The sequence below is a fragment of the Comamonas thiooxydans genome (assembly GCF_000964545.1).
Taxonomy (GTDB): Bacteria; Pseudomonadota; Gammaproteobacteria; order Burkholderiales; family Burkholderiaceae_C; genus Comamonas; species Comamonas thiooxydans.
The window spans coordinates 141,568-164,074 of sequence record NZ_BBVD01000010.1 but is presented as its reverse complement, the minus strand read 5'-3'; the positions used below and the strand labels follow the sequence as shown (position 1 = coordinate 164,074).

General features: G+C 62.7%; 19 protein-coding genes. 8 read left to right on the top strand and 11 right to left on the bottom strand.

The genetic code is table 11. The annotated features are described in order from the left end of the window. Nucleotides 1-23 precede the first annotated feature (23 nt). The 3 genes from cysM (at nucleotide 24) to Cth01_RS17375 (ending at nucleotide 1,958) form a co-directional block, all read left to right on the top strand. Entirely contained in the window at nucleotides 24-929 is a 906-nt protein-coding gene (gene cysM / locus Cth01_RS17385; protein WP_003069113.1) for a cysteine synthase CysM, read from the top strand. Between the two features lie 109 nt (nucleotides 930-1,038). After that, on the top strand, nucleotides 1,039-1,662 hold the full coding sequence (locus Cth01_RS17380; protein ID WP_003069116.1) for an NUDIX domain-containing protein: 624 nt from the start codon (nucleotides 1,039-1,041) through the stop codon (nucleotides 1,660-1,662). 68 nt (nucleotides 1,663-1,730) lie between these two features. Then, the gene (locus Cth01_RS17375; protein ID WP_034352897.1) at nucleotides 1,731-1,958 is read left to right on the top strand and encodes a sulfurtransferase TusA family protein; all 228 of its coding nucleotides are present in this window, start codon (nucleotides 1,731-1,733) and stop codon (nucleotides 1,956-1,958) included. 87 nt (nucleotides 1,959-2,045) lie between these two features. Here the strand turns inward: Cth01_RS17375 and galU are convergent, their stop codons facing one another. From galU to Cth01_RS17345, 6 genes are all read right to left on the bottom strand, one after another. After that, a complete protein-coding gene (galU, locus tag Cth01_RS17370) occupies nucleotides 2,046-2,933 on the bottom strand; it encodes a UTP--glucose-1-phosphate uridylyltransferase GalU (protein WP_034352895.1) in 888 nt (295 codons plus the stop codon). 71 nt (nucleotides 2,934-3,004) lie between these two features. After that, the gene (locus Cth01_RS17365; RefSeq protein WP_045839916.1) at nucleotides 3,005-5,920 is read right to left on the bottom strand and encodes a valine--tRNA ligase; all 2,916 of its coding nucleotides are present in this window, start codon (nucleotides 5,918-5,920) and stop codon (nucleotides 3,005-3,007) included. A 296-nt stretch (nucleotides 5,921-6,216) separates the two neighbouring features. Further along, entirely contained in the window at nucleotides 6,217-6,867 is a 651-nt protein-coding gene (locus tag Cth01_RS17360; protein ID WP_003069123.1) for a VOC family protein, read from the bottom strand. 194 nt (nucleotides 6,868-7,061) lie between these two features. Next, on the bottom strand, nucleotides 7,062-7,637 hold the full coding sequence (locus Cth01_RS17355; protein ID WP_034380192.1) for a YceI family protein: 576 nt from the start codon (nucleotides 7,635-7,637) through the stop codon (nucleotides 7,062-7,064). An 82-nt stretch (nucleotides 7,638-7,719) separates the two neighbouring features. Next, nucleotides 7,720-8,283 (bottom strand): YceI family protein, encoded by a 564-nt coding sequence (locus tag Cth01_RS17350; RefSeq protein ID WP_003078731.1) that lies wholly within the window; start codon nucleotides 8,281-8,283, stop codon nucleotides 7,720-7,722. A gap of 151 nt (nucleotides 8,284-8,434) precedes the next feature. After that, entirely contained in the window at nucleotides 8,435-8,983 is a 549-nt protein-coding gene (locus tag Cth01_RS17345; protein ID WP_045839915.1) for a cytochrome b, read from the bottom strand. A 124-nt stretch (nucleotides 8,984-9,107) separates the two neighbouring features. Here Cth01_RS17345 and Cth01_RS17340 point away from each other — a divergent pair, with 124 nt between their 5' ends. From Cth01_RS17340 to Cth01_RS17325, 4 genes are all read left to right on the top strand, one after another. Continuing rightward, complete coding sequence (locus Cth01_RS17340) at nucleotides 9,108-9,308, top strand: hypothetical protein (RefSeq protein ID WP_139032083.1); 201 nt, start codon at nucleotides 9,108-9,110, stop codon at nucleotides 9,306-9,308. A 197-nt stretch (nucleotides 9,309-9,505) separates the two neighbouring features. Further along, on the top strand, nucleotides 9,506-12,313 hold the full coding sequence (locus Cth01_RS17335) for a xanthine dehydrogenase family protein molybdopterin-binding subunit (protein WP_045839914.1): 2,808 nt from the start codon (nucleotides 9,506-9,508) through the stop codon (nucleotides 12,311-12,313). After that, a complete protein-coding gene (locus Cth01_RS17330) occupies nucleotides 12,313-12,882 on the top strand; it encodes a (2Fe-2S)-binding protein (protein ID WP_003069132.1) in 570 nt (189 codons plus the stop codon). Before Cth01_RS17335 ends, Cth01_RS17330 begins: the two co-directional genes overlap by 1 nt. Beyond that, the gene (locus Cth01_RS17325) at nucleotides 12,875-14,161 is read left to right on the top strand and encodes a cytochrome c (protein WP_045839913.1); all 1,287 of its coding nucleotides are present in this window, start codon (nucleotides 12,875-12,877) and stop codon (nucleotides 14,159-14,161) included. Before Cth01_RS17330 ends, Cth01_RS17325 begins: the two co-directional genes overlap by 8 nt. A 164-nt stretch (nucleotides 14,162-14,325) precedes the next feature. On the opposite strand, the gene Cth01_RS17320 is transcribed toward Cth01_RS17325, so the two are convergent. From Cth01_RS17320 to hemC, 4 genes are read right to left on the bottom strand one after another with little or no spacing between them, the layout of a single operon-like run. Then, nucleotides 14,326-15,636: a heme biosynthesis HemY N-terminal domain-containing protein gene (locus tag Cth01_RS17320; RefSeq protein ID WP_045839912.1), complete on the bottom strand. Its 1,311-nt coding sequence runs from the start codon at nucleotides 15,634-15,636 to the stop codon at nucleotides 14,326-14,328. 17 nt (nucleotides 15,637-15,653) lie between these two features. Beyond that, entirely contained in the window at nucleotides 15,654-16,769 is a 1,116-nt protein-coding gene (locus Cth01_RS17315; protein ID WP_045839911.1) for a uroporphyrinogen-III C-methyltransferase, read from the bottom strand. After that, nucleotides 16,766-17,611, bottom strand: a complete 846-nt coding sequence (locus Cth01_RS17310; protein ID WP_045839910.1) for a uroporphyrinogen-III synthase — start codon at nucleotides 17,609-17,611, stop codon at nucleotides 16,766-16,768. Before Cth01_RS17310 ends, Cth01_RS17315 begins: the two co-directional genes overlap by 4 nt. Before the next feature lie 13 nt (nucleotides 17,612-17,624). After that, nucleotides 17,625-18,569, bottom strand: coding sequence for a hydroxymethylbilane synthase (gene hemC, locus Cth01_RS17305; protein WP_045839909.1), 945 nt, complete (start codon nucleotides 18,567-18,569; stop codon nucleotides 17,625-17,627). A 78-nt stretch (nucleotides 18,570-18,647) separates the two neighbouring features. On the opposite strand from hemC, the gene ppc reads away from it, so the two are divergent. Next, nucleotides 18,648-21,497, top strand: coding sequence for a phosphoenolpyruvate carboxylase (gene ppc, locus Cth01_RS17300; protein ID WP_034380173.1), 2,850 nt, complete (start codon nucleotides 18,648-18,650; stop codon nucleotides 21,495-21,497). Between the two features lie 443 nt (nucleotides 21,498-21,940). Here ppc and flhC read toward each other — a convergent pair whose 3' ends face one another. Beyond that, on the bottom strand, nucleotides 21,941-22,492 hold the full coding sequence (gene flhC, locus Cth01_RS17295) for a flagellar transcriptional regulator FlhC (RefSeq protein WP_003052834.1): 552 nt from the start codon (nucleotides 22,490-22,492) through the stop codon (nucleotides 21,941-21,943). Nucleotides 22,493-22,507: the final 15 nt, after the last annotated feature.

Genomic DNA, 22,507 nt, shown 5'->3' with positions numbered 1-22,507 from the left:
CGAATTATGGCACAGTATTGGACATGAAAACTTATTCGACCATCGAACATGCTATCGGTCACACGCCGCTGGTGGCATTGCAACGCATCGGCGCGGATGCAAACCGTGAACGTGCAAACGTAGTGCTGGGCAAGCTCGAAGGCAACAACCCGGCTGGCTCCGTCAAGGACCGGCCTGCGCTGTCCATGATCCAGCGTGCTGAAGAGCGCGGCGAGATCAAGCCGGGCGACGCACTGATCGAGGCAACGTCGGGCAACACCGGCATTGCCTTGGCCATGGCTGCAGCCATCAAGGGCTATCGCATGATTCTGATCATGCCCGAGGACCTGTCCATCGAACGCGCACAGACCATGAAGGCTTACGGCGCCGAACTGATTCTGACGCCCAAGAGTGGCGGCATGGAATATGCGCGCGATCTGGCCGACCAGATGGTGGCCCAGGGCAAGGGTGTGCTGCTGGATCAGTTTGCCAACCCCGACAATCCCAGGGCCCACTATGAAACCACAGGGCCGGAACTGTGGGAGCAGACCGGTGGTGAGATCACCCACTTTGTGAGTGCCATGGGTACTACCGGCACCATTACCGGCGTGGCCAGGTTCCTCAAGGAAAAGAACCCGAACATCAAGATCATCGGCGCTCAGCCTTCCGAGGGATCGCGCATTCCTGGCATCCGCAAGTGGCCCGAGGAGTATCTGCCCAAGATCTATGACGCTTCGCTGGTTGACGAGCTGGTCTATGTGACGCAGGACGATGCCGAAGACATGGCCCGCCGCATGGCGCGCGAAGAGGGCATCTTCGCGGGCATCTCGGCCGCCGGGGCACTGTGGGTGGCCCAGGAAATTGCCAAACGCGAGCAGAACGCCACCATCGTGTTTGTGGTGTGCGACCGTGGTGATCGCTACCTCTCTACAGGCGTGTTTCCGGCATGAGCAATGTCTTTTGCGTGATAGCGCAAAAGACAATCAAAGCTCCAAATGACAGTCAGCGCTTATCCATCAAGCGCTGAGTGCTACCAATATCAAGAATACGGAGAGCTTCATGGCTTATGAAGTCCGCTTTTGTTCCAACTGCGCGACTGAGCTGCAATGGATTGTGGCCAGCGAGGACAGCGGCGAGGTGCAGCGTCTGCGTTGCCCGAGTTGCGGGTTCACGCATTGGGGCAATCCCACGCCGGTGCTGGCGGCTGTGGTGGAGGGGGATGACGGCCGGGTGCTGCTGGCGCGCAATGCGCTGTGGCAAGAGGGCGTTTTCGGCCTGATTACGGGCTTTATGGAAGCCGGTGAATCGCCAGAAGCCGGTATCTGTCGCGAGGTTCTCGAAGAGACGGGGCTGCGCGTGAAGGCACTGCGTCTGCTGTGCTGCTCGGAGTTTCTGCGCATGAATCAGGTGCTGATTGCCTACCATGTGCGCGTGCAGGGCCGACCTGAGGATGTGAAGCTCTCGCCCGAGCTGCTGGAATACCGCTGGCAGACGGCTCAGGAGTCGCTGTGCTGGCCTGCAGGCACGGGCTACGCTCTGGCAGAGTGGATCAAGCAAAAAGGCTTCGAGCCGCGCTTTGGCGCTTTCCGTCCCGGCCAGAATCCGGAGCCTGATCCCGCCAAATGGCCTGTGCGACGCTGGGCTGAGGACACTCGCTTTACGGTGGCACCGGCTCTGGATTGAGCAAAGACCGCGCTGGCACTGCCAGCGCCTGGTTTTTCTACAATCGGCGCTGACGAGGAATCCACCCCATGCAAGTAGATCAAGAAGTTGACACCCGCGGCCTGAACTGTCCGCTGCCCATTCTCAAGGCCAAGAAGGCGCTGGCTGCCATGCAAAGCGGTCAGTTGCTCAAGGTCGTGGCCACGGATACCGGCTCGATACGGGACTTCCAGGCATTTGCCAAGCAGACCGGCAATGAACTGGTCGAGCAGCAGACGGTCGGTGATGAATTCATCCATATCCTGCGTCGGCGCTGAGCGCTGAATCGGCCTGAGAGCATTGGACGGACAAAAGGCCTGCAAGTGCAGGCCTTTTGTCATCAGAGCGGCTTTGGCCGATCTTGCTTACAGGCTCAAGTTCTTGAGGTATTCGCGAAAGCTGTCGCCCACATCGGGGTGCTGCAGCGCCAGCTCCACCGTGGCTTCCAGAAAGCCTTCCTTGCTGCCACAGTCATAGCGCTTGCCAGCATACTGGAAGGCATAGACGGCTTCATGAGCCATCAGTCGTTCGATGGCATCGGTCAGCTGGATCTCGCCACCCACACCCTTTGGCTGGTTGCGGATCTCGTCGAAGATGGCGGGTGTCAGTACGTAGCGGCCCGCCACACCCATGCGCGATGGCGCTTTCTCGGGAGCGGGCTTCTCCACGATCTCGTCGATGCGCATCAGTGGGCCGCCTGCGGGCTCGCCCTTTACGATGCCGTAGCGCTTGGTGTGCTCGAGCGGAACTTCCTGAACGGCCAGCAGAGAGCGGCCCTGCTTCTGGAAAGCGGCCGTCATCTGCGCCATCACGCCGGGGCCGCCATTCTCTCCTGTCATCAGGTCGTCGGCCAGGATGACGGCAAAGGGTTCATTGCCGACCAGGGGTTGCGCGCACAGAACGGCATGGCCCAGGCCCAGGGAGCGGGGCTGGCGCACGAACAGGCAGTTCATATCGGCAGGGCTGACGCTGCGCACCAGGTCCAGCATGGCCTGCTTGCCGGCATTCTCCAGCTCGTTCTCGAGTTCGTACGAAGTGTCGAAATGGTCTTCAATGGCCCGCTTGCTGCGGCCGGTGACAAAGACCATGTCGCGGATGCCTGCCTCGTACGCCTCTTCCACGGCGTACTGGATCAGCGGCTTGTCCACCACAGGCAGCATTTCCTTGGGTGAAGCCTTGGTGGCGGGCAGAAAACGGGTGCCCAGGCCTGCAACTGGGAACACGGCTTTGCGGACGCGGGTTTGATTGCTCATGTGCTTGTCTTTTCTGGATGGAAAAAAGGCGCAGTTGCCTGCGCCTTGTTTTGGAGAGAGTTTAGCGGGGTTTAGCCCAGACGAGCGAGCTGCTCGTTGATGCGTGTCAGTGTCGCGCCGAAGTCGGCCAGGCGCTTGCGCTCCTGTTCCAGCACTGCGGCAGGAGCCTTGGCGCAGAAGGCCTCGTTGCTCAGCTTGCCGTTGGCCTTGACGATCTCGCCTTCGAGGCGCTTGGCTTCCTTGGACAGGCGGGCCTTCTCGGCTGCAACGTCGATTTCGACAAACAAAGCCATGCGGATGTCGCCCAGGACGTTGACCGGAGCAGTCTGTGCGGCGGTGGCCCATGCGGCTTCGTCATCGAACACCTTGACTTCGCTGAGCTTGGCCAGGTTCTTGAGCACGTCGGCATTGGCGCGCATAAATGCCGAGTCCTCGGCATTGCCGGCCACGGTGAGCAACGGCAGGCGTTGAGCGGGCGACACGCCCATCTCGCCACGCAGCGCGCGGCAGGCATCCACCATCTGCTTGATGCGGCCCACGTAGGCGATAGAGGCTTCGTCGATCTTCTCCGGCTGTGCTTCGGGGTAGCGTGCCACGGCGATGGACTCGCCCTTGAGTCCGGCCACGGGGGCGACCTGCTGCCACAGCTCTTCGGTCACGAACGGGATGATGGGGTGGGCCAAGCGCAGAATCGCCTCCAGCGTACGGATCAGCGTGCGGCGCGTGGCGCGCTGCTGGGCCTCGTTGCCGGTCTGGATCTGCACCTTGGCGATTTCCAGATACCAGTCGCAGAACTCGTTCCAGACGAAGTCGTAAATGGCATTGGCCACGTTGTCGAGGCGGAACTCGGCAAAGCCCTTGGCCACTTCTGCCTCGACCTTTTGCAGCTGCGAGCTGATCCAGCGGTCGGGCTGGCTGAAGTGCATATAGCCAGCGAACTCGCCGCCCGGTTGACACTGCTCCTTGGTGTGGGGTGCCAGACCGCAGTCATGGCCTTCGCAGTTCATCAGCACGAAACGCGAAGCATTCCAGAGCTTGTTGCAGAAGTTGCGGTAGCCCTCGCAGCGCTTGCTGTCGAAGTTGATGCTGCGGCCCAGCGATGCCAGGGCGGCAAAGGTGAAGCGCAGTGCATCTGCGCCATAGGCGGGAATGCCTTCGGGGAATTCCTTTTGAGTGTTCTTGCGCACCTGAGGAGCGGTCTCGGGCTTGCGCAGGCCGGTGGTACGCTTTTCCAGCAGCGGCTCCAGCGAGATGCCGTCGATCAGATCCACGGGGTCCAGCACATTGCCTTCGGACTTGCTCATCTTCTTGCCTTGCGCATCGCGCACCAGGCCGTGGATGTAGACATGCTTGAACGGCACGCGACCTGTGAAGTGCGTGGTCATCATGATCATGCGGGCGACCCAGAAGAAAATGATGTCGTAACCCGTCACCAGCACCGAGGAGGGCAGGTAGAGGTTGAAGTCGTCATCGGCGGCATTGCCCTGCTCGGGCCAGCCCATGGTGCTGAACGGCACCATGGCGGAGGAGTACCAGGTGTCCAGCACGTCGGCATCGCGGGTCAGCTTCTTGCCAGGGGAAACCTTGTCAGCTTGTGCCTGGGCTTCGGCTTCGTTCTTGGCAACATAGATATTGCCTTCTTCGTCATACCAGGCAGGAATCTGGTGGCCCCACCACAGCTGGCGCGATATGCACCAGTCCTGGATGTTGTTCATCCACTGGTTGTAAGTGTTGACCCAGTTCTCGGGCACGAACTGAACTTCACCGGAAGCGACGGCGTCGATGGCTTTCTGGGCGATGGACTTGCCGCTCGGGTCCTGGTCGCTGACCTTGCTCATGGCGATGAACCACTGGTCGGTCAGCATGGGTTCGATCACCTGGCCGGTACGGTCGCAGATGGGCACCATCAGCTTGTGCTTCTTGATCTCGACCATCAGGCCCAGCTCTTCCAGGTCGGCCACGATGGCCTTGCGGGCCACGAAGCGGTCCATGCCGCGGTATTTTTCAGGCGCTTCGTCGTTGATCTTGGCGGTCAGCGTCAGCACGCAGATCATGGGCAGCTTGTGGCGCTGGCCCACCTGATAGTCGTTCTGATCGTGCGCAGGCGTGACTTTCACCACGCCGGTGCCGAACTCGCGGTCCACGTATTCGTCGGCGATGATGGGGATCTGGCGGCCGACAAGGGGCAGGGTCACGGTCTGGCCGATCAGGTGCTTGTAACGCTCGTCTTCGGGGTGGACCATCACGGCCACGTCGCCCAGCATGGTTTCGGGACGGGTGGTTGCTACCACCAGATTGCCTTCGCCGCTGGTCAGCGGGTAGGCGATATGCCACAGGCTGCCGTCCTTTTCCTGGTTCTCGACTTCCAGGTCGGAGACTGCAGACTGCAGCACCGGATCCCAGTTCACCAGGCGCTTGCCGCGGTAGATCAGGCCTTGCTGGTACAGCTTCACAAAGGTCTCGGTCACCACCTTGGACAGCTTGTCGTCCATGGTGAAGTATTCGCGGCTCCAGTCCACGGTGTCGCCCATGCGGCGCATCTGGGTGGTGATGGTGTCGCCGGACTTTTCCTTCCACTCCCAGACCTTTTTGGTGAACTCGTCGCGGCCCAGGTCATAGCGGCTCACGCCCTGAGTTTGCAACTGGCGCTCCACCACGATCTGGGTAGCGATGCCTGCATGGTCGGTTCCGGGAATCCAGGCCGTGTTGTAGCCCTTCATGCGGTGGTAGCGTGTCAGCGAGTCCATGATGGTCTGGTTGAACGCATGGCCCATGTGCAGCGTACCTGTCACATTGGGTGGGGGCAACTGGATGGAGAAATTGTTGCCTGCAGCGGTAGCTTCGGTACCGGGTTTGCCCGTGCCGCGATAGCCGGCATTGCCGTAGCCGCGCTTTTCCCATTCAGGTCCCCAATGGGCTTCGATGGAGGCAGGTTCAAAAGACTTGGAGAGGCTGTCGAGGCCGGGCTGTTGAATGGTGTCGCTCATGGCTGCGGTACAAGAACTCTGGAAATGAAAACGGCATCCTGAAAAGGGATGCCGTCTGCATGAAAGATAAGGACGGATTGCCAATGATTTTAGCGATCCGATCCGGTGATGAGCGCGGTAGGTCTTATTTCGCCCTCTTGCGCTTATTTATCAAGCGCTTGTAGCTATTGAATTAGCGAGACTTCGCTTGATGTACCACGCCAGAGACGTCGAGCAAGGCCTGGGCGGCCCCAACCGCCCCGCAGCGAGGGCGTCGTGTCCCCCTTGGGGGAAGCGGCGTAGCCGCTCAGGGGGTGTTACTTACCAGGAACAAACTCCGGCCGGTCGTTGTTCTGCGGCTTGAGGGGAGCGCTGGACTTGCCCTCGGCACGTTCCTTGCGCCACTGCTCCTTGCGGGCCGTCCACTCGTCCAGGCGTGCATGGGCGGTCTTGCTTTCCTTGAGCATCTGCAGCTCGTCGGCCAGTTGGGCCGTCAGCTCCAGGCGGATGCCGTTGGGGTCGAAGAAATAAATGCTCTTGAAGATGTGGTGATCGGTCACGCCCAGCACTTCCACGCCGCAGGCCTGCAGGCGGGCCTTGGTGTTTTCCAGCTCCTGCACGGAGTCCACGCGGAAGGAGATGTGATTGATCCAGATCGGAGTGTTGGGTGAGGGCAGGGCCGCTTCGTCGTCGCCAATGTCGAAGAAGGCGATGAAGGAGCCGTCCTTGAGGCGGAAGAAGAAATGGGTGTAGGGGCAGTACTCGCCCGTGGAGGGGACGTAGTCGCTCTGGATGATGTGGTAGAGCGGCAGGCCGAGGATGTCCTCGTAGAAGTGACGAGTCTCTTCTGCATCCTTGGCCTTGTAGGCGTAGTGGTGCAACTGCTGCACGGCTGCAGGTGCGGGCAGCTGGCTCATGTCTGCACGCCGGGGCTGGGAGTAAACCGGGGTAGGGGCGGCTTGGCTCATGCGATGTCTCCTTCAATTGTGTGAGTGAGATTATTCTACTATTCGTAATCAATTAACCTAAAGTAAATTTTTTAATGAAAGGGATTTGTGTCTGAAGCAGGCTGCAGACGCAAAAAAGCCCGGACCGCTTGCACGGGCCGGGCCAAAGAGAGAGCCCGCAAGGGGCTTCACTCGAGAGTCTTTGCGAACCTGGATTACTGCTTCACGGCTTCGATCTGCATGACCAGGCGCACTTGCTTGGAGAAGCCATAGGGGATGCCGTAGTCCACGCCCCACTGGGTACGGTCGATGGATGCTTCAAAGTCGCCGCCGCAGACTTCACGCTTTTGCAGCATGGGGCTTTCGTAGCAGGTGAACTTGTTGGCCTTGAGGGTAACGGGGGCGGTCTTGCCCTTGAGCGTCAGATGGCCGCTTACTTCCTTGAGCTTGTCGCCGTCGAAGACAAATTTGTCGGAGACAAACTTGGCGTTGGGGAATTTCTCGACGTCAAAGATGTCGGCGCTTTGCAGATGCTTGTTAAAAGCGGCGGTGCCGGAGTTCACCGATGTCATGTCCAGCTCGACATCGACCTTGCCGGTCTTGCCTGCCTTGTCGAACTGCACGTTGCCGCTCTTCTTGTCGAAGCGGGCACGGTTGGTGGAGGCGCCAAAGTGATCGATCTCGAAAGTCGCAAACGTGTGTGTGGGGTCGATGGCGTAAGTGGCTGGTGCCGCCTGGACAGCGGTGGCAAACAGGGACGCAGCGGCCAGAGCGAACAGAGTGGAACGCATGGTGAATACTCCTTCAGGGATTGGAACTATCAAAACATGAGCTTTCAGCGCTTGCCTATCAAGCGCTGGAGCCGAGAAACGCTTAGAGCTTGCCGACGCCAGTCAGAGCCAGCTTGAATTGCACATTGACCTCGTCGGCCACCATGGAGGTGTCCTTCCAGTCGCCATCGCCGATCTTGAAGTTCAGACGCTTGAGCGCCAGTGTGCCGGTGGCCGTGGTGGTGGCGCCGGACTGGGTCAGCGTCACGGGCAGGCTCACCTTCTGTGCATTGCCCTTGATGGTCAGCGTGCCGTCCACCTGGAACTTGCCACCGCCCAGAGCCTTGACAGCGCTGGAGTCAAAAGTGGCCTGAGGGAATTTGGCAACGTTGAACCAGTCTGCCTTGGGCAGTTCGGCATCGGTTTCCTTGGCGCCCATGGTGGCGCTGCCGGTATCGACCGTGAAATGGATCTTGCTGCTCTCGGGCTTGGCGGCGTCGAAGGCAATCTGGGCGTCGAACTTCTTGAAGTGGCCCTTGAGCGGCACGCCCATCTGCTTGGCTTCAAAGTTGACGGCGCTCTGTGCGGGCACCAGGGCTTGAGCGGCCTGTGCCGTGTTGCCCAGGAAAGCGGCTGCAATCAGTGCAGAGGAAAAAAGGACTTTCATCAAAAACTCCTTGTGATGAACATACAAAAAACTCAAAAGCCGGTACGGCTTGAAGGAGCGAGACAGCAAGCAAGCGCCGCCGCGCAGCAAAGCTGTTGTCCCCCTGGGGGGAAGCGGCGGGGCCGCCCCGGCAACGCCGCTCAGGGGGGGACTATTGGCCCGGAACCATGCGTGACAGCAGTCCGTCGCGGTCAATAATCTGATGCTTGATGACGGCAGCGATATGCATCACCACCAGGGCTGCCAGCGCATAGGCCAGATAGCCATGCCAGGGTTTGAGCGCTTCGGCCAGCTCGGGGCTCTTGCTCACCAGGTCAGGCAGGGGCAATTGTCCGAACAGCACGATGGGAAATCCTGCTGCCGAGCTGTACATCCAGCCCACCAGCGGGATGGCAAAGAACAGCGCATACATCAGGTGATGCACGCCGTGGTGGGCCATGCGCTGCCAGCCTGGCATGGTGCGGGTGACGGCTTCGGGCAGCTCCGGTGGTCGGTGGGTGATGCGCCAGACCAGGCGCAGCACGGACAGGATCAGAATCGTCATGCCGGCCCATTTGTGCCAGTTGAAGTACTTGAGGCGTGTGGGCGAGAAAGGCAGGCCTGTCATATAGAGGCCAAAGGCGAAGATGCCGATCAGTGCCAAGGCCAGAACCCAGTGCAGGGCGATGGCGGTACCGGTATAGCGGGAGCTCGAGTTCATGGAAACTGCAATCAGAAAGTGCGGGTCGCGGGCGCTGGAGGCCTGCTGAAATTGATATGCAGTGTATGAAGCGGAGAATGCAAAAAGGTTCAGCAGGATTGAGGGCTCGATTCAAAAAAGCTGAATGTCCGAACCAAAAAGCGCTGGCTTCAGCAAGGTCATCGAACATTCGATGCACAGCGAAGTGGGCGCATGCCGTTTTGCACGACGAGCACTAATGAAGGAAGTCGGTATTGATAAGTATCAATTTTCCGAGTATTTAACTTGTGAATTTGGGTGGCGAGAAATCATGCAGGCCGCTGTTTTTATACTCCGCGCCTCTTAGTCTTTTAAAAGACCAAAGCGTGGCGGACGGCCAAGGCTGGCGATATGTGGGCAGAAATGCCGACAACAACTGCAGCCGTTATCACCTGCTTTTTGACTCTCGGACGCATACAACGTTCGGGAATACATAGTCATCTAGCGATGTGCCCACGCCAGTCCTTGCTGTTGCTGTGCGCATTGCAGCAAGGAGTTGGAACCGTGTCCAAACTGGACTTGAATAGGCGCAGTTTTCTGAAGGCTGCCGCCGCCATGGGCGTGATTGCGAGTGTGCGCCCGGTCAAAGACGCACTTGCGGAATTGATAACGCCCGCCAGCGGTCAGGAGACCCACTGGATCAATGGCAACACGCTCAACTACCGCCGCGACGGCATGGCCAAAGTCACCGGGCAGAAGGTCTTTGCCATCGACCTGCGCGCCAGGGACATGCAGGGCTGGCCTGCGCAGCAGTCGCACGCGCTGACCATCCATATCCCGCGCGCCGACCGCATCTACGAAGGCCTGGATCTGTCGGTGCTGGGCAGCGACTACCAGCCTGATGTGCTGATCGACGCCGAGTCCATCGCCGCCGACGGCGTTGGAATGCCCGAACCGGGCTTCTATGGCGAGTTCTTCGTCAAGAAGGGCCAGGTCTCGCCCATGCTGGGGCACCCGGTGGCCGTGGCCATCTGGCACGACTACGAGAAGTTCCGCGTGGCCAACCAGCGCCTGCGCTTCAATGATGCGATCTTCCGCTTCGGAGCCGAGGCGGCCCAGCCGCCGCGCGCGCCTTATGTGGCCGCGCGCTACGTACGCGTGCAAGGCGAGGACGGCTATGGCGAGGACAGGTTCTCGCCCATGAAGAACACCGTCATCTGGCCTCAGCTCGATGAAAAAGGCGTGCACTGGCCTGACAGCAGCCACCCTGCCTTCGGCGCGCTGATGGGCGAGTCGGCCCGCATCCAGGCCGAGATGAAACAGCCCAAGGACGGTTTGCGCGCGTTTGCACGCAAGTACTACAGCCAGTCCATCGAGCACGTGGCCATGGAAATGGAAAACGGCCTGGCCTGGTATGAGCAGGGCAGCGGTGCGCTGCACATGGTGGCCGCGAGCCAGGCGCCCTATGGCACGGCCGAGCATGTGATGCACATGCTCAAGGACAGCAAGTTGCCGCTGAACCAGCTCGACTACATCAGCTCCTACACCGTGGGCTACGGCCAGAAGGAGCACCATCCCTTCCCGTTCTACGTGGCACTGGCGTCGCTGTACGCCCAGGGCCGCCCGGTGCGGCTGGCGCTGGACCGCTGGAAGCACTTCCAGTTCGCCCTCAAGCGCCATCCCTTCGATGTAGAGACAGCGATCTCGGTGGACAAGGACGGCAAGTTCCACGCGCTGACCTGCCACATGGTGGGCGACGGCGGCGGCGTGACCAACTTCAGCCCCTCGGTGGGCACGGTGGCAGTGACGGCGGCGCAATCCATTTACTACTTCCCCGAGAGCGACTTGTCGACCGAGGTGTACCCCTCCATCGGCGTCACGGCCGGCTCCATGCGCGGCTACGGCACGGTGCAGTCCATGGCCTATACCGAGATGCTGGTCGACGAGATCGCCCAGGAGATCGGCCTCGATGCCATCGAGCTGCGCCGGCGCAATGTGCTCAAGAGCAGCATGAAGAACACCCAGGGCGCCTCGCCTTCGGGTCATCTGCGCATCGGCGAGATCCTCGACATGGCCGCCAAGGACCCGATGTGGACCGAGCGCGCCAAGCGCAAGGCCGACTTCGAGGCCGCCAACCCCGGCCTGCGCTACGGCATAGGCTTCGGTGCCGTGCAAAAGGACTTCGGCACGGGCGCGGAAGCCTCGATTGCGCAGCTCGAGATCACTCCCGAGGGCCGCATCAAGATGCGCCACATCGCCACCGAGATCGGCACCGGCAGCACCACGGCGCAGCTGGTGGCGGTCGAGCCCTTCCTGGGGCGCCCGGCGGACGACGTGGACTTCGCGGTGAACCACTGGGACAACCTGCCGTTGCATACCAAGGACGAGCCCTATACCACGCCTCAGGCCAAGGAGGATGAGCTGGCCAGGGACCCAAGCTGGGTGCCGCGCCTGGTGTCGCCGGTATCGGCCTCGAACTCGGCCTATTACTTCCGCCACGCCACGCAACAGGCGGCGCAGTTGCTGCTCAAGCTCTGCCTGTGGCCTGCAGCCCAGTCGATCTGGTCCGGCAAGGAGGGCGGGGGGCAGATGCTGCCCAGCACCGTCACCGAAGACATGCTGGAGTGGCGCGATCGCATGCTCGTGGCCGAGGGCCTGGAGCCGTTGAGCCTGGAGCGCCTGGCCGAGCGCGCGCACGAGCTCGGCATCGTGACCGGCGTGTGCGTGCACGCCTTTAACCGCTGGGCCTGGGCCAAGGCCGACTTCACGGTCGAGGGCAGGAAGTTCCAGGCCATGATCGACGCCCTGTCCGTGCAGTACGGCAAGGGAGCTGGCGAGGCCAAGAAGGCCGCGATGAAATCCGGCGGCTATGCCTTCATCGCACGCGACAAGGTCTATTACCCGCCGGTGCAGCGCACCAATGCGGGCACGGTGTACTACGCGCCCTGCGCCACCATGGTGGAGCTGTCCGTGTCCCCGGGTACGGGCAAGGTGAACCTCCTCTCGCACAAGACCTGGCTGGAATGCGGCGCGCAAATCGTGCCCGAGCTGGTCTCCGGCCAGATCCAGGGCGGTGTGGCCATGGGTATTGGCCATGCGCTGTACGAAGACCTGCCGCGCCATGAGACCGGCCCCGGCAACGGCCAGTGGAACCTGAATCGCTACCACGTGCCGCGCGCCAGCGAAGTGGCCGTGTGGAAGGCCGAGGGCGTGGTGCTGCCGCCGCTGTCGCGCACCGATCCGCCCAAGGGCATGGCCGAGGTGGTGATGATCCCGGTGGTCGCCGCCTGCGTCAACGCCATCGCCCATGCCACGGGCATGCGCTTCCATGCGACCCCCGTGACCCCCGACAAAATCAAAGAGGCACTGTGATGCAGGACCGTATCCAATTTTCCGCCACCATCAATCGCAAACAGGTAGGCCCCGTCGACGTTCCCAAGGACCTGATGATGATCGAGTTCCTGCAGGAGTACGCGGGCATGAACGGCACGCGCCTGGGCTGCGGCCAGGGCGTGTGCCGCGCCTGCACCATCATCGTCGACGACCCGGAAAAAGGCTCGATCACCGTGCCCGCCTGTGTGACCGGCGTGACCTGGCTCAACGGCAAGACCATTCGTACCGTGGAAGGCATTGCCTCGGTGGACGACAAGGGCGTGGTCCATCCCTCGCCGGTGCAGAAGGCCTTTCTCGAGCACTATTCCTTCCAGTGCGGCTACTGCACGCCCGGTTTCGTGAACTCGGCCACCGTGCTGGTGGAAAAGCTCCAGAAGCAGCCGGTACCCGCCGATGAGGTGGAAAAAGCCATCGAGGAGCAACTGGAGCCCCATATCTGCCGTTGCACCGGCTATGTGCGCTACTACAACGCCGTGCGCGACGTGATCCTGAAGACGCCGGGCCTGACCACGGGCAAGCGCAGCAAGGAGGTCGTCAACAATGGCTAAGACCTGGATCAAGGGCCTGGGCGCAGCCGCCGTGCTGGGTGTGCTCGTGGCCGGAGGCATGTATCTGTACGGCAGCGCAAGCGGCGACGTCCCGCCGGCCACGGTGGACTTTGCCAAGCTGGGCCCGCAGGAGTTCGATGCGCTCTACAAGCGCGGCGAGCAGGTGTTTCGCGGCGGTGACTGTGCGGCCTGCCACAGCTCGCCCGCCACGGGGGCGGAGCTGGCGGGCGGCGTGCCCATGGTCACCCCCATGGGCACGCTTTACGGTAGCAATATCTCGCCTTCCAAGGAGCACGGCATCGGCGGCTGGACGGCCGACGATCTGTACCGAGCAGTGGCTGCCGGCATGGCGCCCGGCCGCAAGAACCTCTATCCGGCCATGCCCTATGCCAGCTACCACCAGATCACGCGTGCCGATGTCGATGCGCTGTGGGTGTGGCTGATGAAGCAGCCGGCCGTGGAAGTCGCCAACAAGCCCAGCGAGATGAATTTCCCGTTCAGCATCCGCCCTGCCGTGGCCATGTGGAATGCGCTCAATCGCCCCGCTGCCAAGGAGTTCGACATGTCGGTGGACGAACTGGTGCGCGGCAAGTATCTGGTGGATGTGCTGGGTCACTGTGCCGAATGCCACAGCCCGCGCACCAAGGCCACCTTCGCCATGGATGGCTCGCGCTATCTTGAGGGCAACACCATCGAAGGTTCCTACGCTCCGGCGCTGACCCCCGATGCCCTGAGCGAGCGCGGCTGGACCAAGGACGATCTGGTCAAGTTCTTCCGCACCGGCCTGTCGCCGCAAGGGGTGATGACTTTCCGTATGTCATCGGTACTCGAACATTCCACCTCGCGCATGGCGGAGGCCGATGTGCGCGCCATGGCCGCCTATCTGACCCAGAACCGCGAGATGCCAGGGCCCAAGCTCAAGGCTGCCGAGGGGCAGATCAGCGTCAAGGGCGAAAACCTGTACCTTGGCCTGTGTGCAGGCTGCCACGGTGCGCAGGGCCAAGGCCAGCCGCATTCGTCGGTGCCCATGAGCACCAACACCACGGCCATGTTCCCCACGCCCATCAACCTGATTCGCGTGATCCGCGAGGGCGTGCACGAGCGTGACCTGGCCCATGGCGAACGCATGCAGACCATGCCTGGCTATGCCGACAAGCTCAGCAACGAGGAGATGGCCGACCTGGTCAACTACATGCGTCAGACCTGGGGCGGCCGCCCTGGCGACGTGACCGCCGCGCAGGTGGCGGAGCATGTGAAGACCATAGAGCACAGCAAGTAAGTCCAGACCTGGCTTGAGGCCACGGTCGCTCGCGGCTTGCCGCGGCGGTCGTGGCCTTTTGCTTTGCGCTCGGCGAGAGCAGGGTAGTTGGCCGCACAGCGTCCGCGCAACTCAGTGCCGCAGTAGCGGCTTGCCTGTTGCTTGTAAGCCGTGTCGGAGCGCGCCTATTCGTCCTGCGCCGGATTGTCCGGTAGCACCACCATGGCCTGGGCTGCGAGCTTCCAGGCGATGGCCGAGGCCTCCATATCGCCACGGTGCTCGGCCATCAGCGCCAGGCGCTGCCAGGCGCGCGTGCGCAGCTGGGGGTCTTGCAGCAGCGGTGCGGCGCGGGTCAGCAACTGCTGGGCCTTGCCCCATAGCTCGCGCTGCACGCAGGCCATGCCGGCCAGGTATTGCAGGCGCGATTCGCGCGGGTTGGCATTGGCTGCGGCTTCCATGCGAGCCAGCCAGGCTCCATCCAGCTTGCCCAGGCTTGACTGCAACACTTCCACCAGCTTGGGCAGATGGGTTTCCGTGCGTGGTCCGGGCTGGGTCAGCAAATGCTCCCACACGGGCAGCAGCCAGGCGCGTGCCTGCTGGGCTTCGCCACCCAGCTCGATCAGGCGTTCCGTGGCTGGGATGGCCACTTCGGGCATGGCGCGCTCGTCTTCGTCCAGCGACAGCCAGAACTGCTGCAGCGACGAGGTGTCACGTGCGTCGCGAATGCTGGCCAGCAACAGGCCGCGGACCACGCTGGCCGAGGCCGCGGGAGAGAAGGCGCGGTGCTTGGCCAGCAGACGGGCGGTGTCGAGCGCCGCCTGCGTGTCGCCAGACAGGCGTGCTGCCTTGAGCTTGATGCGCAGGGCAATCGTGCGGCGGCCTGCGCCCAGCGGCAACTCGCCCAGGCGGCGAATCGATTCGGCGGCATCGCGGTCGTCCAGTGCCCAGCGGGCTGCGCGCATCTGGGCGCCTTCGCGAATTTCCATGTCCTGGGTGTTGCCGGGGATGGGCAGCACGTCCAGAGCCTGTTGCCAGTGCTTGTCGCGCAAGGCTGCATCCTGCAGGGCGTGGGAGGCATCGGCGGCGATCAGATGGGCCGTTGCGTTCAGGCGTTCGCCATAAGGCAGGCCGGCCTTTGCTTCGCGCAGCGATTGCTCGGTGGACAAGGCGGCCAAAGCCGATTTGCGGGCGCGCAAAAAGCGGCCGGCCTGCAGATGCGAGAGCGCTTCGAGCAGGCTCTGGTTCATGCCGCGCTCTTTTTGCTGCATGCGCCAGCGGCGTGCCTGATGCGGCATTTGCAGCAGCACTGCCAGGGCACGCAGCGCGACATAAAGCAGCACAAAAGCCAGAAAGAGCAGAACCAGGGCCAGGTTCAGCGACATGTCCACCCGGTAGGGCGACCAGAACCAGGTGACCGAGCTCTGGTTATTGCCGGCAAACAGTGCCATGGCCACGGCCACGGCAAACAGACCCATCAACCACAAGGCGGCGCGCATTTCTGTGTCCTCCTCGATTAGCGGCCGGCGGCCGCTGTGGTCAGAGCGTTCAGCGTGTCTTCAAGCTCCACGCGTCCGCCCGTATGCAGATTGGCCTGAATCTGCTGCAACTGCGCCTGGGCGATCTGGGTACGCCGCGAGCGTGCGTCAAAGTATTTGTTGAGCAAGGTGCCTGCAGAGCTCAGGTCGGCGCGTGCCGATTCCCACTGGCGCGACAGCAGGGCCAGACGGGCATTGAGCAGTTGCAGCTTGAGGTTCTCGCGCAGGAAATAGCCCTGCTCGGGGGCCAGCAGGGCCACCTCGGGGTGATCGATGCGGCGCACGCGCACCAGATCGGCCGCGCCATCCTTGAAGGAGTCCCAGACCCGCTGACCCTGGCCCTGCCACCAGGCCCATTGAGTGAGGGAGAGGCTGGCGTCCTCGGGAGTGTCATGAGCGGCCGCCGTCTTGCGGGGCTGAGCATCGCGCGTACGCGGGCGACCCACATCGTTGATGAGAGCCAGGTCGTCCACCTGACGGATCAGGTCCTCGATACGGCTGAGCACCCCTGTGGTGTCCGTCACGCTCATGCGCGAGAGCTTGTCCAGATCCAGATCAATGGCGCGCACGACGGGCGCCAGACGCGGCTGGGCCGTGCTTTCCACGCGCTTTCTGGCTGATTTGAGGCTCGCCACCAATGGCTGCAGGCTGCCTGAGAGTTCAGCCTGTTGCTGGGCCATGCGTATCGAGGATTCGATATCAGCCACGAGGTTTTCATCGCGCGAGCGCGACATGCTTTGCATCAGTTCTTCAAGCTGGTTGCGTTGCAGGCTGAGTTCGGCCACACGCGCTTCCATCACGGAGACACGTGCTGCGCTGTCGCGAGCCAGATCCTGAGCATCCTTGGCCAGGGTACGAGCCTCCACCGACTGCGCGCCGGACTGCGCCGACTGACGCGCCAGTTGCTCCTGCATATTGCCCACGCGCTGCCACAGCATGCCGCAGGCGACCAGGGCTGCGGCAGCCACCGCTCCCAGCGTCAGCACCAAAGCCGTGGGGACTCCACGCCCGGTCTGAGCGGGCGCGGAAGGGTCCTGGCTGGGGGAGGAGGCTGAGGGTTGGTTGTCGGAGGTGGGGATGGCATCGGAGCTCATAGAGCCGATTCTATAGACGCAACCACATCGTCCAGACTTGGGCGACTGTGCAAAACCCGACCGAAACCTGCTGAAAGTGCTTTGCTGGCAATGCGTTCATGGGTGGTGAGCGCTAACCCCGAGTGCCATTGCTGCTGGGGCAGCAGCTGTTGCAGGTTGGCAACAGCTTCCGAGCTGCTGAACAGCCACAGGCTGCCGTCGCTGGCGGCTTGCCGGGCCAGATCCAGCTGTTGCGCCGTCCATGGCGGAAGCTGGCGCTCATACACGGCCAGCAGTTCCACCTCGGCTCCGGCTTCGCGCAGCCGGGCTGCCAGCCAGTCACGGCCTGCGCCTTGTGTGGACGGTACTGGCATGCCGGCATTGCCGGCGACGGGGGCGGTCGCAGGGCTGGTGCCGCGCACGATCAGCACGCGGTCGCCGGTTCGAACCTGGCCGTGGACGTTCTGCCAAAGCGCTTCGGACTCGAACTGCGCTGCGTCAGGCGAAGGGCCGTCGATCTGAAGAGAGGCCAGTCCTGCTTCGAGCAGGGCCCGCTCTGTGCCCGGGCCGGGGGTCCACGCCCTGGTATCAGGCGCTAGCAACGCTTCAGCATCCAACGCTGGAGTTTGATCCTGGGCAAAAAAATACTGCACCGCATTGCCGCTGACAAACATCACGGCCCGGTAGTGACCGGGTTTCAGCGCCAACTGTCGCGCCCTCAGCAGAGCCTGGTGTGCAGCCGGGTCTGTGCAGGGCCCTATGCCTATCAGCGGCAAGGCCTCGGCCTGCAGGCCGCGGGCGCGAAACGCATCGACCCAGGGTTTCGCATCATGCAAGGGGCGGGTGACCAGAACGCGGCACATGGGCAGGCGCGGCTCAGTCCTGCTTGGGCACCGCAGGCACGGCACCCGCGGCTTGCAGCTGCGCGGCCAGTTGCTCGCCCAGAGCGTTGGCGCTGGCAAAGTCCGTGACGCTGGCGCTGGCCTGCACGCGCACCAGGCCCTTGCTGCCCTCCATATCGCCCCAGGCTGCATCCATGTGCAGGGTGTTGCCTTCAAAGCGGCCGTAGGCGGCCAGCGGCATGGAGCAGCTGCCGCCCATGCAGCGGCTGACGGCGCGCTCGGCGGTCACGGTCAGCCAGGTGGGCATATGGGCCAGCGGGGCCAGAGCGTCGATGATGTCCTGGCGATCCGCGCGTACCTCGATGCCCAGTGCGCCCTGACCGGCAGCGGGCAGCATCTGGGCCGGGTCGAACCTGGCGCGGATGCGCTCGCTCATCTCCAGGCGCATCAGGCCGGCGGCTGCCAGCACGATGGCGTCGTACTGACCTTCGTCGAGCTTGCGCAGGCGGGTGTTGACATTGCCACGCAGGGCCTCGATCCTGAGATCGGGACGCAGCGCCTGCAGCAGGGCCTGGCGACGCAGGCTGGAGGTGCCGACCACGGCTCCCTGGGGCAGCTCGTCCAGCGATGCATATCGGTTGGAGACAAAGGCGTCGCGCGGGTCTTCGCGCGTCATCACGCAGGCCAGCACAAAGCCCTCGGGCAGCTCCATGGGCACATCCTTCAAGGAATGCACGGCCAGATCGGCGCGGCCTTCCTCGAGAGCCACTTCGAGCTCCTTGACGAACAGACCCTTGCCACCCACCTTGGACAGGGCTCGGTCCAGAATCTGATCGCCCTTGGTCGTCATCCCCAGCAGATCGACGCTGTGGCCACGGCCGCGCAAGATCGCCTGCACATGCTCGGCCTGCCACATGGCCAGCTGGCTCTCACGTGTGGCAATGACGATGGATGTGGGTGAGGATGCAGAAAATTTCATGACGGCGCGGTCTCAAGCGGGTAACGGGGAATGCTAGCATGGCAAGTTGCCCTACACCGTGCCCAAGGAGAATAGTTCATGCCTTCCGCCCGCCCCAAGAGCGCCGCACATACAGACAAACATGGCGACAAGCCGGTGCGCAAGACCGACAAGGATTTGCCGCTGATCGAGGACATACGGCTGCTGGGGCGCATTCTGGGCGATGTGATTCGCGAGCAGGAAGGCGGGCCGGCCTACGAGCTGGTCGAGCAGGTGCGCCAGCTATCGGTGGCCTTCAGGCGCGATGCCGACGAGGCGGCCGACAAGGCGCTCAAGAAGCTGCTCAAGGGACTGTCCAGCGATCAGACGGTGAGCGTGATTCGCGCCTTCACCTACTTCTCGCACCTGGCCAATCTGGCCGAAGACCGCCACCACATCCGCCGCCGCGCCGTGCACGAGCGCGCCGGCAACACGCAGGAAGGCAGCATCGAGGTGGCACTGGCGCGCCTGCGCTGGGCGGGCATCTCGACGGCCACCGTGGTCGATACGCTGGCCAAGAGTTTCATCTCGCCCGTGCTGACGGCTCACCCCACCGAGGTGCAGCGCCAGAGCATTCTGACGGCCGAGCGCCGCATCGCCCAGTTGCTGGCCGAGCGCGACGATATCCTGATGCGCGCCCAGCTCTACAACAGCGCCAAGGACGCGCTGACCCCACGCGAGTTGACGCGGGTGGAGGCGCAACTGCGAGCCTGCGTGGCCCAGCTGTGGCAGACGCGGCTGCTGCGTCATTCCAAGCTGACGGTGGCCGACGAGATCGAGAACGCTCTGTCCTATTACGAGGCCACGTTCCTGCAGGAGATCCCCAAGATCTACGAGCAGCTGGAGCAGGAGCTGGGCGAGAAGCTGCCCGAGCAGAGCTTTTTGCGCATGGGCCAATGGATTGGCGGTGATCGCGACGGCAACCCCTTTGTGACGGCCGAGAGTCTGGAGCTGGCCCTGTCGCGCCAGGCCGATGTGGCTCTGCGCCACTATCTGCGCGAGGTGCACTATCTGGGCGGCGAGCTGTCGCTGTCGGCCAATCTGGTGGACATCACGCCCGAGATGCAGGCACTGGCCGATGCTTCGCCCGACCACAATGTGCACCGTAGCGACGAGCCTTATCGCCGGGCGCTGACGGGCATTTATGCGCGGCTGGCCGCGACGCTCAGGCAGCTGACGGGCGGCGAGGCGGCACGCCATGCCGTGGCGCCCCAGAATGCCTATGCATCGGCCGACGCCTTTCTGGCCGATCTGCAGATCATCGACGACTCGCTGTCGCGCTATCACGGCGATGCCCTGGCGCCGCAGCGCCTGCGCCCGCTGATGCGTGCCGTGCGGGTCTTCGGCTTCTATCTGTCCACGGTGGACCTGCGCCAAAGCTCGGACAAGCATGAGGAAGTGGTGCGCGAGCTGCTCTCGGTCGCCAAGGTCGAGCTCGATTACAGCCTGCTCGAAGAAGACGCCAAATGCGCGCTGCTGGTGCGCCTGCTCGAAGACGCACGACCCTTGCGCGTGATGGGCGCCGACTACGGTGACCACACCCGCAGCGAGCTGGCCATCTTCGAGACCGCCAAGCGCCTGCGCGAGCGCCTGGGCAGCGAGGCGATTCGTCATTGCATCATCAGCCACACCGAGACCGTCAGCGATCTGCTCGAGGTGCTGCTTTTGCAAAAGGAAGTGGGCCTGCTGCGCGGCACCCTGCAGGACGGCGCGCAATGCGATCTGATCGTGGTGCCGCTGTTCGAGACCATCGAGGACCTGCGCAATGCCGCGCCCATCATGCGCCGCTACTACCAGTTGCCCGGCATTGCCGAGCTGGTCCGAAAAAGCGGTGGCGAGCAGGACATCATGCTGGGCTACAGCGACAGCAACAAGGACGGCGGCATCTTCACCAGCAACTGGGAGCTGTACCGGGCCGAGATTGCGCTGGTCGATCTGTTTGACGATCTGGCCGATCACTACGGCATCCGGCTGCGCATGTTCCACGGCCGCGGCGGCACCGTGGGGCGTGGCGGCGGCCCCAGCTACCAGGCCATTCTGGCACAGCCGCCAGGCACGGTGCGCGGTCAGATCCGTCTGACCGAGCAGGGCGAGGTCATCGCTTCCAAATACGCCAACCCCGAGATCGGACGCCGCAACCTGGAGACCCTGGTGGCCGCCACACTGGAGGCCACGCTGCTGCAGCCGACCAAGCCGGCGACCAAGGCCTTCCTGGAGGCCGCTGCATTTCTGTCCGAAACCAGCATGGCGGCTTATCGCGCGCTGGTCTACGAGACTCCGGGCTTTACCAATTACTTCTTCAGCAGCACGCCGATTCGCGAGATCGCCGAACTCAATATCGGCTCGCGCCCCGCATCGCGCAAGGCAACCCAGGCCATCGAAGACCTGCGTGCCATTCCCTGGGGCTTCAGCTGGGGCCAGTGCCGGCTGACGCTGCCGGGCTGGTACGGTTTCGGCTCGGCGATCCAGGCCTTCATCCACCGTCCGGGCAAGGATGCCAAGGCGCAACTGGCGCTGCTGCAGAAGATGTATCGCCAGTGGCCGTTCTTCCGCACCCTGCTCTCGAATATGGACATGGTGCTGGCCAAGAGCGACTTGAATCTGGCCTCGCGCTACAGCGAGCTGGTGACCGACACGCGCTTGCGCCGCCGCATCTTCGGCGCGATCGAAGCCGAGTGGCAGAGCACGGTGGAAGCGCTCAACCAGATCACGGGCGACAAGCAGCGCCTGGAGCACAACTCCGCACTGGCGCGCTCCATCCGCCACCGCTTCCCCTATATCGACCCGCTGAACCACCTGCAGGTGGAGCTGGTGCGCCGCTGGCGTGCGGGACAGACCGACGACAGGGTCAAGAACGGCATCCACCTGTCCATCAACGGCATTGCCGCCGGAGTGCGCAACACGGGTTGAGGTCGCTGATGGCAGCTCCTGAATTGGGAGCTTATGTCGCCAATGAATAAAGGGTTTGAAGCAGATAAATGCTTCAAACCCTTTGTTGTTTGGCGCTGTCAGCTATGGAAGTTGAAGAGTCCTCAAACAAGCGCGCTTGCATGGCGAGCCATCCAGCAAGCGCTGTCGCAGTTTCTCGGCCATCAAGGCCGGACACGCTGAAGCCGCCGCAGCAGATCACGGAAGATAGGCTGCATCTTTAGGAGCTGCATGCGCCAACGCATAAAGGGTTTGAGGCCAATAAATGCTTCAAACCCTTTGTTGTATGGCGCTACCAGCTATGAAAGTTGAGCTTTAAAACTGGCGTGCTCCAGGCCGGAGGCAGCGAGCAAGCGCCGCCGCGCAGCGAGGCTGCCGTCCCCCTCCCGAAGAGAGAGGGGGAAGCGGCGCAGCCGCTCAGGGGGTTAGTGAAGCATTAAGGACCCGGCGGCCTTGCTCTTGCCGGCGCGAGCGGGAGGATTGCACAGGCCGCACTGGTAGTGGCGCGCATTCTCGTAAGGCTCGGTCACGAACTGGCCCTTGCAGACCGAGCATTGCGTGCGCGTCAGCATCTGCGCATCGACAAACTTCACGAGGCGCCAGGCGCGGGTAAAGGACAGCAGCACCTCGAGTTCGGCCGCCTGGATCTGCTCGGTATAGAGGCGGTAGGCTTTGGTCAGCTGCTCGGCCGAGTCCAGCTCCACGCCCTTGGACAGGTATTCGTAAATGTTGAGGAACAGCGAGCTGTGGATGTTTTCCTGCCAGGTCAGAAACCAGTCCGTGGAAAACGGCAACTGGCCCTTGGATGGAGATTTGCCCGAGATTTCCTTGTACAGCCGGATCAGGCGTTCATAAGACAGCGTGGTCTCGGACTCCAGCACCTGCATGCGGGCGCCCATCTCGATGAGCATGGCGGCGCGCTCGATTTGCTTGGATTCGTTCAGAACGCTTTTGGTGGCAGTCTTGGCGGCGGGCATCAATCTCTCCTTAAA

Excerpts from the sequence above, each read along its gene's own strand:
- Cth01_RS17325 (WP_045839913.1), top strand. The coding sequence starts at position 12,875 with ATGGCTAAGACCTGGATCAAGGGCCTGGGCGCAGCCGCCGTGCTGGGT.
- cysM (WP_003069113.1), top strand. The coding sequence starts at position 24 with ATGAAAACTTATTCGACCATCGAACATGCTATCGGTCACACGCCGCTG.
- ppc (WP_034380173.1), top strand. The coding sequence starts at position 18,648 with ATGCCTTCCGCCCGCCCCAAGAGCGCCGCACATACAGACAAACATGGC.
- Cth01_RS17375 (WP_034352897.1), top strand. The coding sequence starts at position 1,731 with ATGCAAGTAGATCAAGAAGTTGACACCCGCGGCCTGAACTGTCCGCTG.
- Cth01_RS17310 (WP_045839910.1), bottom strand. The coding sequence starts at position 17,611 with ATGTGCCGCGTTCTGGTCACCCGCCCCTTGCATGATGCGAAACCCTGG.
- Cth01_RS17360 (WP_003069123.1), bottom strand. The coding sequence starts at position 6,867 with ATGAGCCAAGCCGCCCCTACCCCGGTTTACTCCCAGCCCCGGCGTGCA.
- Cth01_RS17365 (WP_045839916.1), bottom strand. The coding sequence starts at position 5,920 with ATGAGCGACACCATTCAACAGCCCGGCCTCGACAGCCTCTCCAAGTCT.
- Cth01_RS17320 (WP_045839912.1), bottom strand. The coding sequence starts at position 15,636 with ATGCGCGCCGCCTTGTGGTTGATGGGTCTGTTTGCCGTGGCCGTGGCC.
- Cth01_RS17340 (WP_139032083.1), top strand. The coding sequence starts at position 9,108 with ATGTCCGAACCAAAAAGCGCTGGCTTCAGCAAGGTCATCGAACATTCG.
- hemC (WP_045839909.1), bottom strand. The coding sequence starts at position 18,569 with ATGAAATTTTCTGCATCCTCACCCACATCCATCGTCATTGCCACACGT.
- Cth01_RS17355 (WP_034380192.1), bottom strand. The coding sequence starts at position 7,637 with ATGCGTTCCACTCTGTTCGCTCTGGCCGCTGCGTCCCTGTTTGCCACC.
- Cth01_RS17345 (WP_045839915.1), bottom strand. The coding sequence starts at position 8,983 with ATGAACTCGAGCTCCCGCTATACCGGTACCGCCATCGCCCTGCACTGG.
- Cth01_RS17380 (WP_003069116.1), top strand. The coding sequence starts at position 1,039 with ATGGCTTATGAAGTCCGCTTTTGTTCCAACTGCGCGACTGAGCTGCAA.
- Cth01_RS17315 (WP_045839911.1), bottom strand. The coding sequence starts at position 16,769 with ATGAGCTCCGATGCCATCCCCACCTCCGACAACCAACCCTCAGCCTCC.
- galU (WP_034352895.1), bottom strand. The coding sequence starts at position 2,933 with ATGAGCAATCAAACCCGCGTCCGCAAAGCCGTGTTCCCAGTTGCAGGC.
- flhC (WP_003052834.1), bottom strand. The coding sequence starts at position 22,492 with ATGCCCGCCGCCAAGACTGCCACCAAAAGCGTTCTGAACGAATCCAAG.
- Cth01_RS17330 (WP_003069132.1), top strand. The coding sequence starts at position 12,313 with ATGCAGGACCGTATCCAATTTTCCGCCACCATCAATCGCAAACAGGTA.
- Cth01_RS17350 (WP_003078731.1), bottom strand. The coding sequence starts at position 8,283 with ATGAAAGTCCTTTTTTCCTCTGCACTGATTGCAGCCGCTTTCCTGGGC.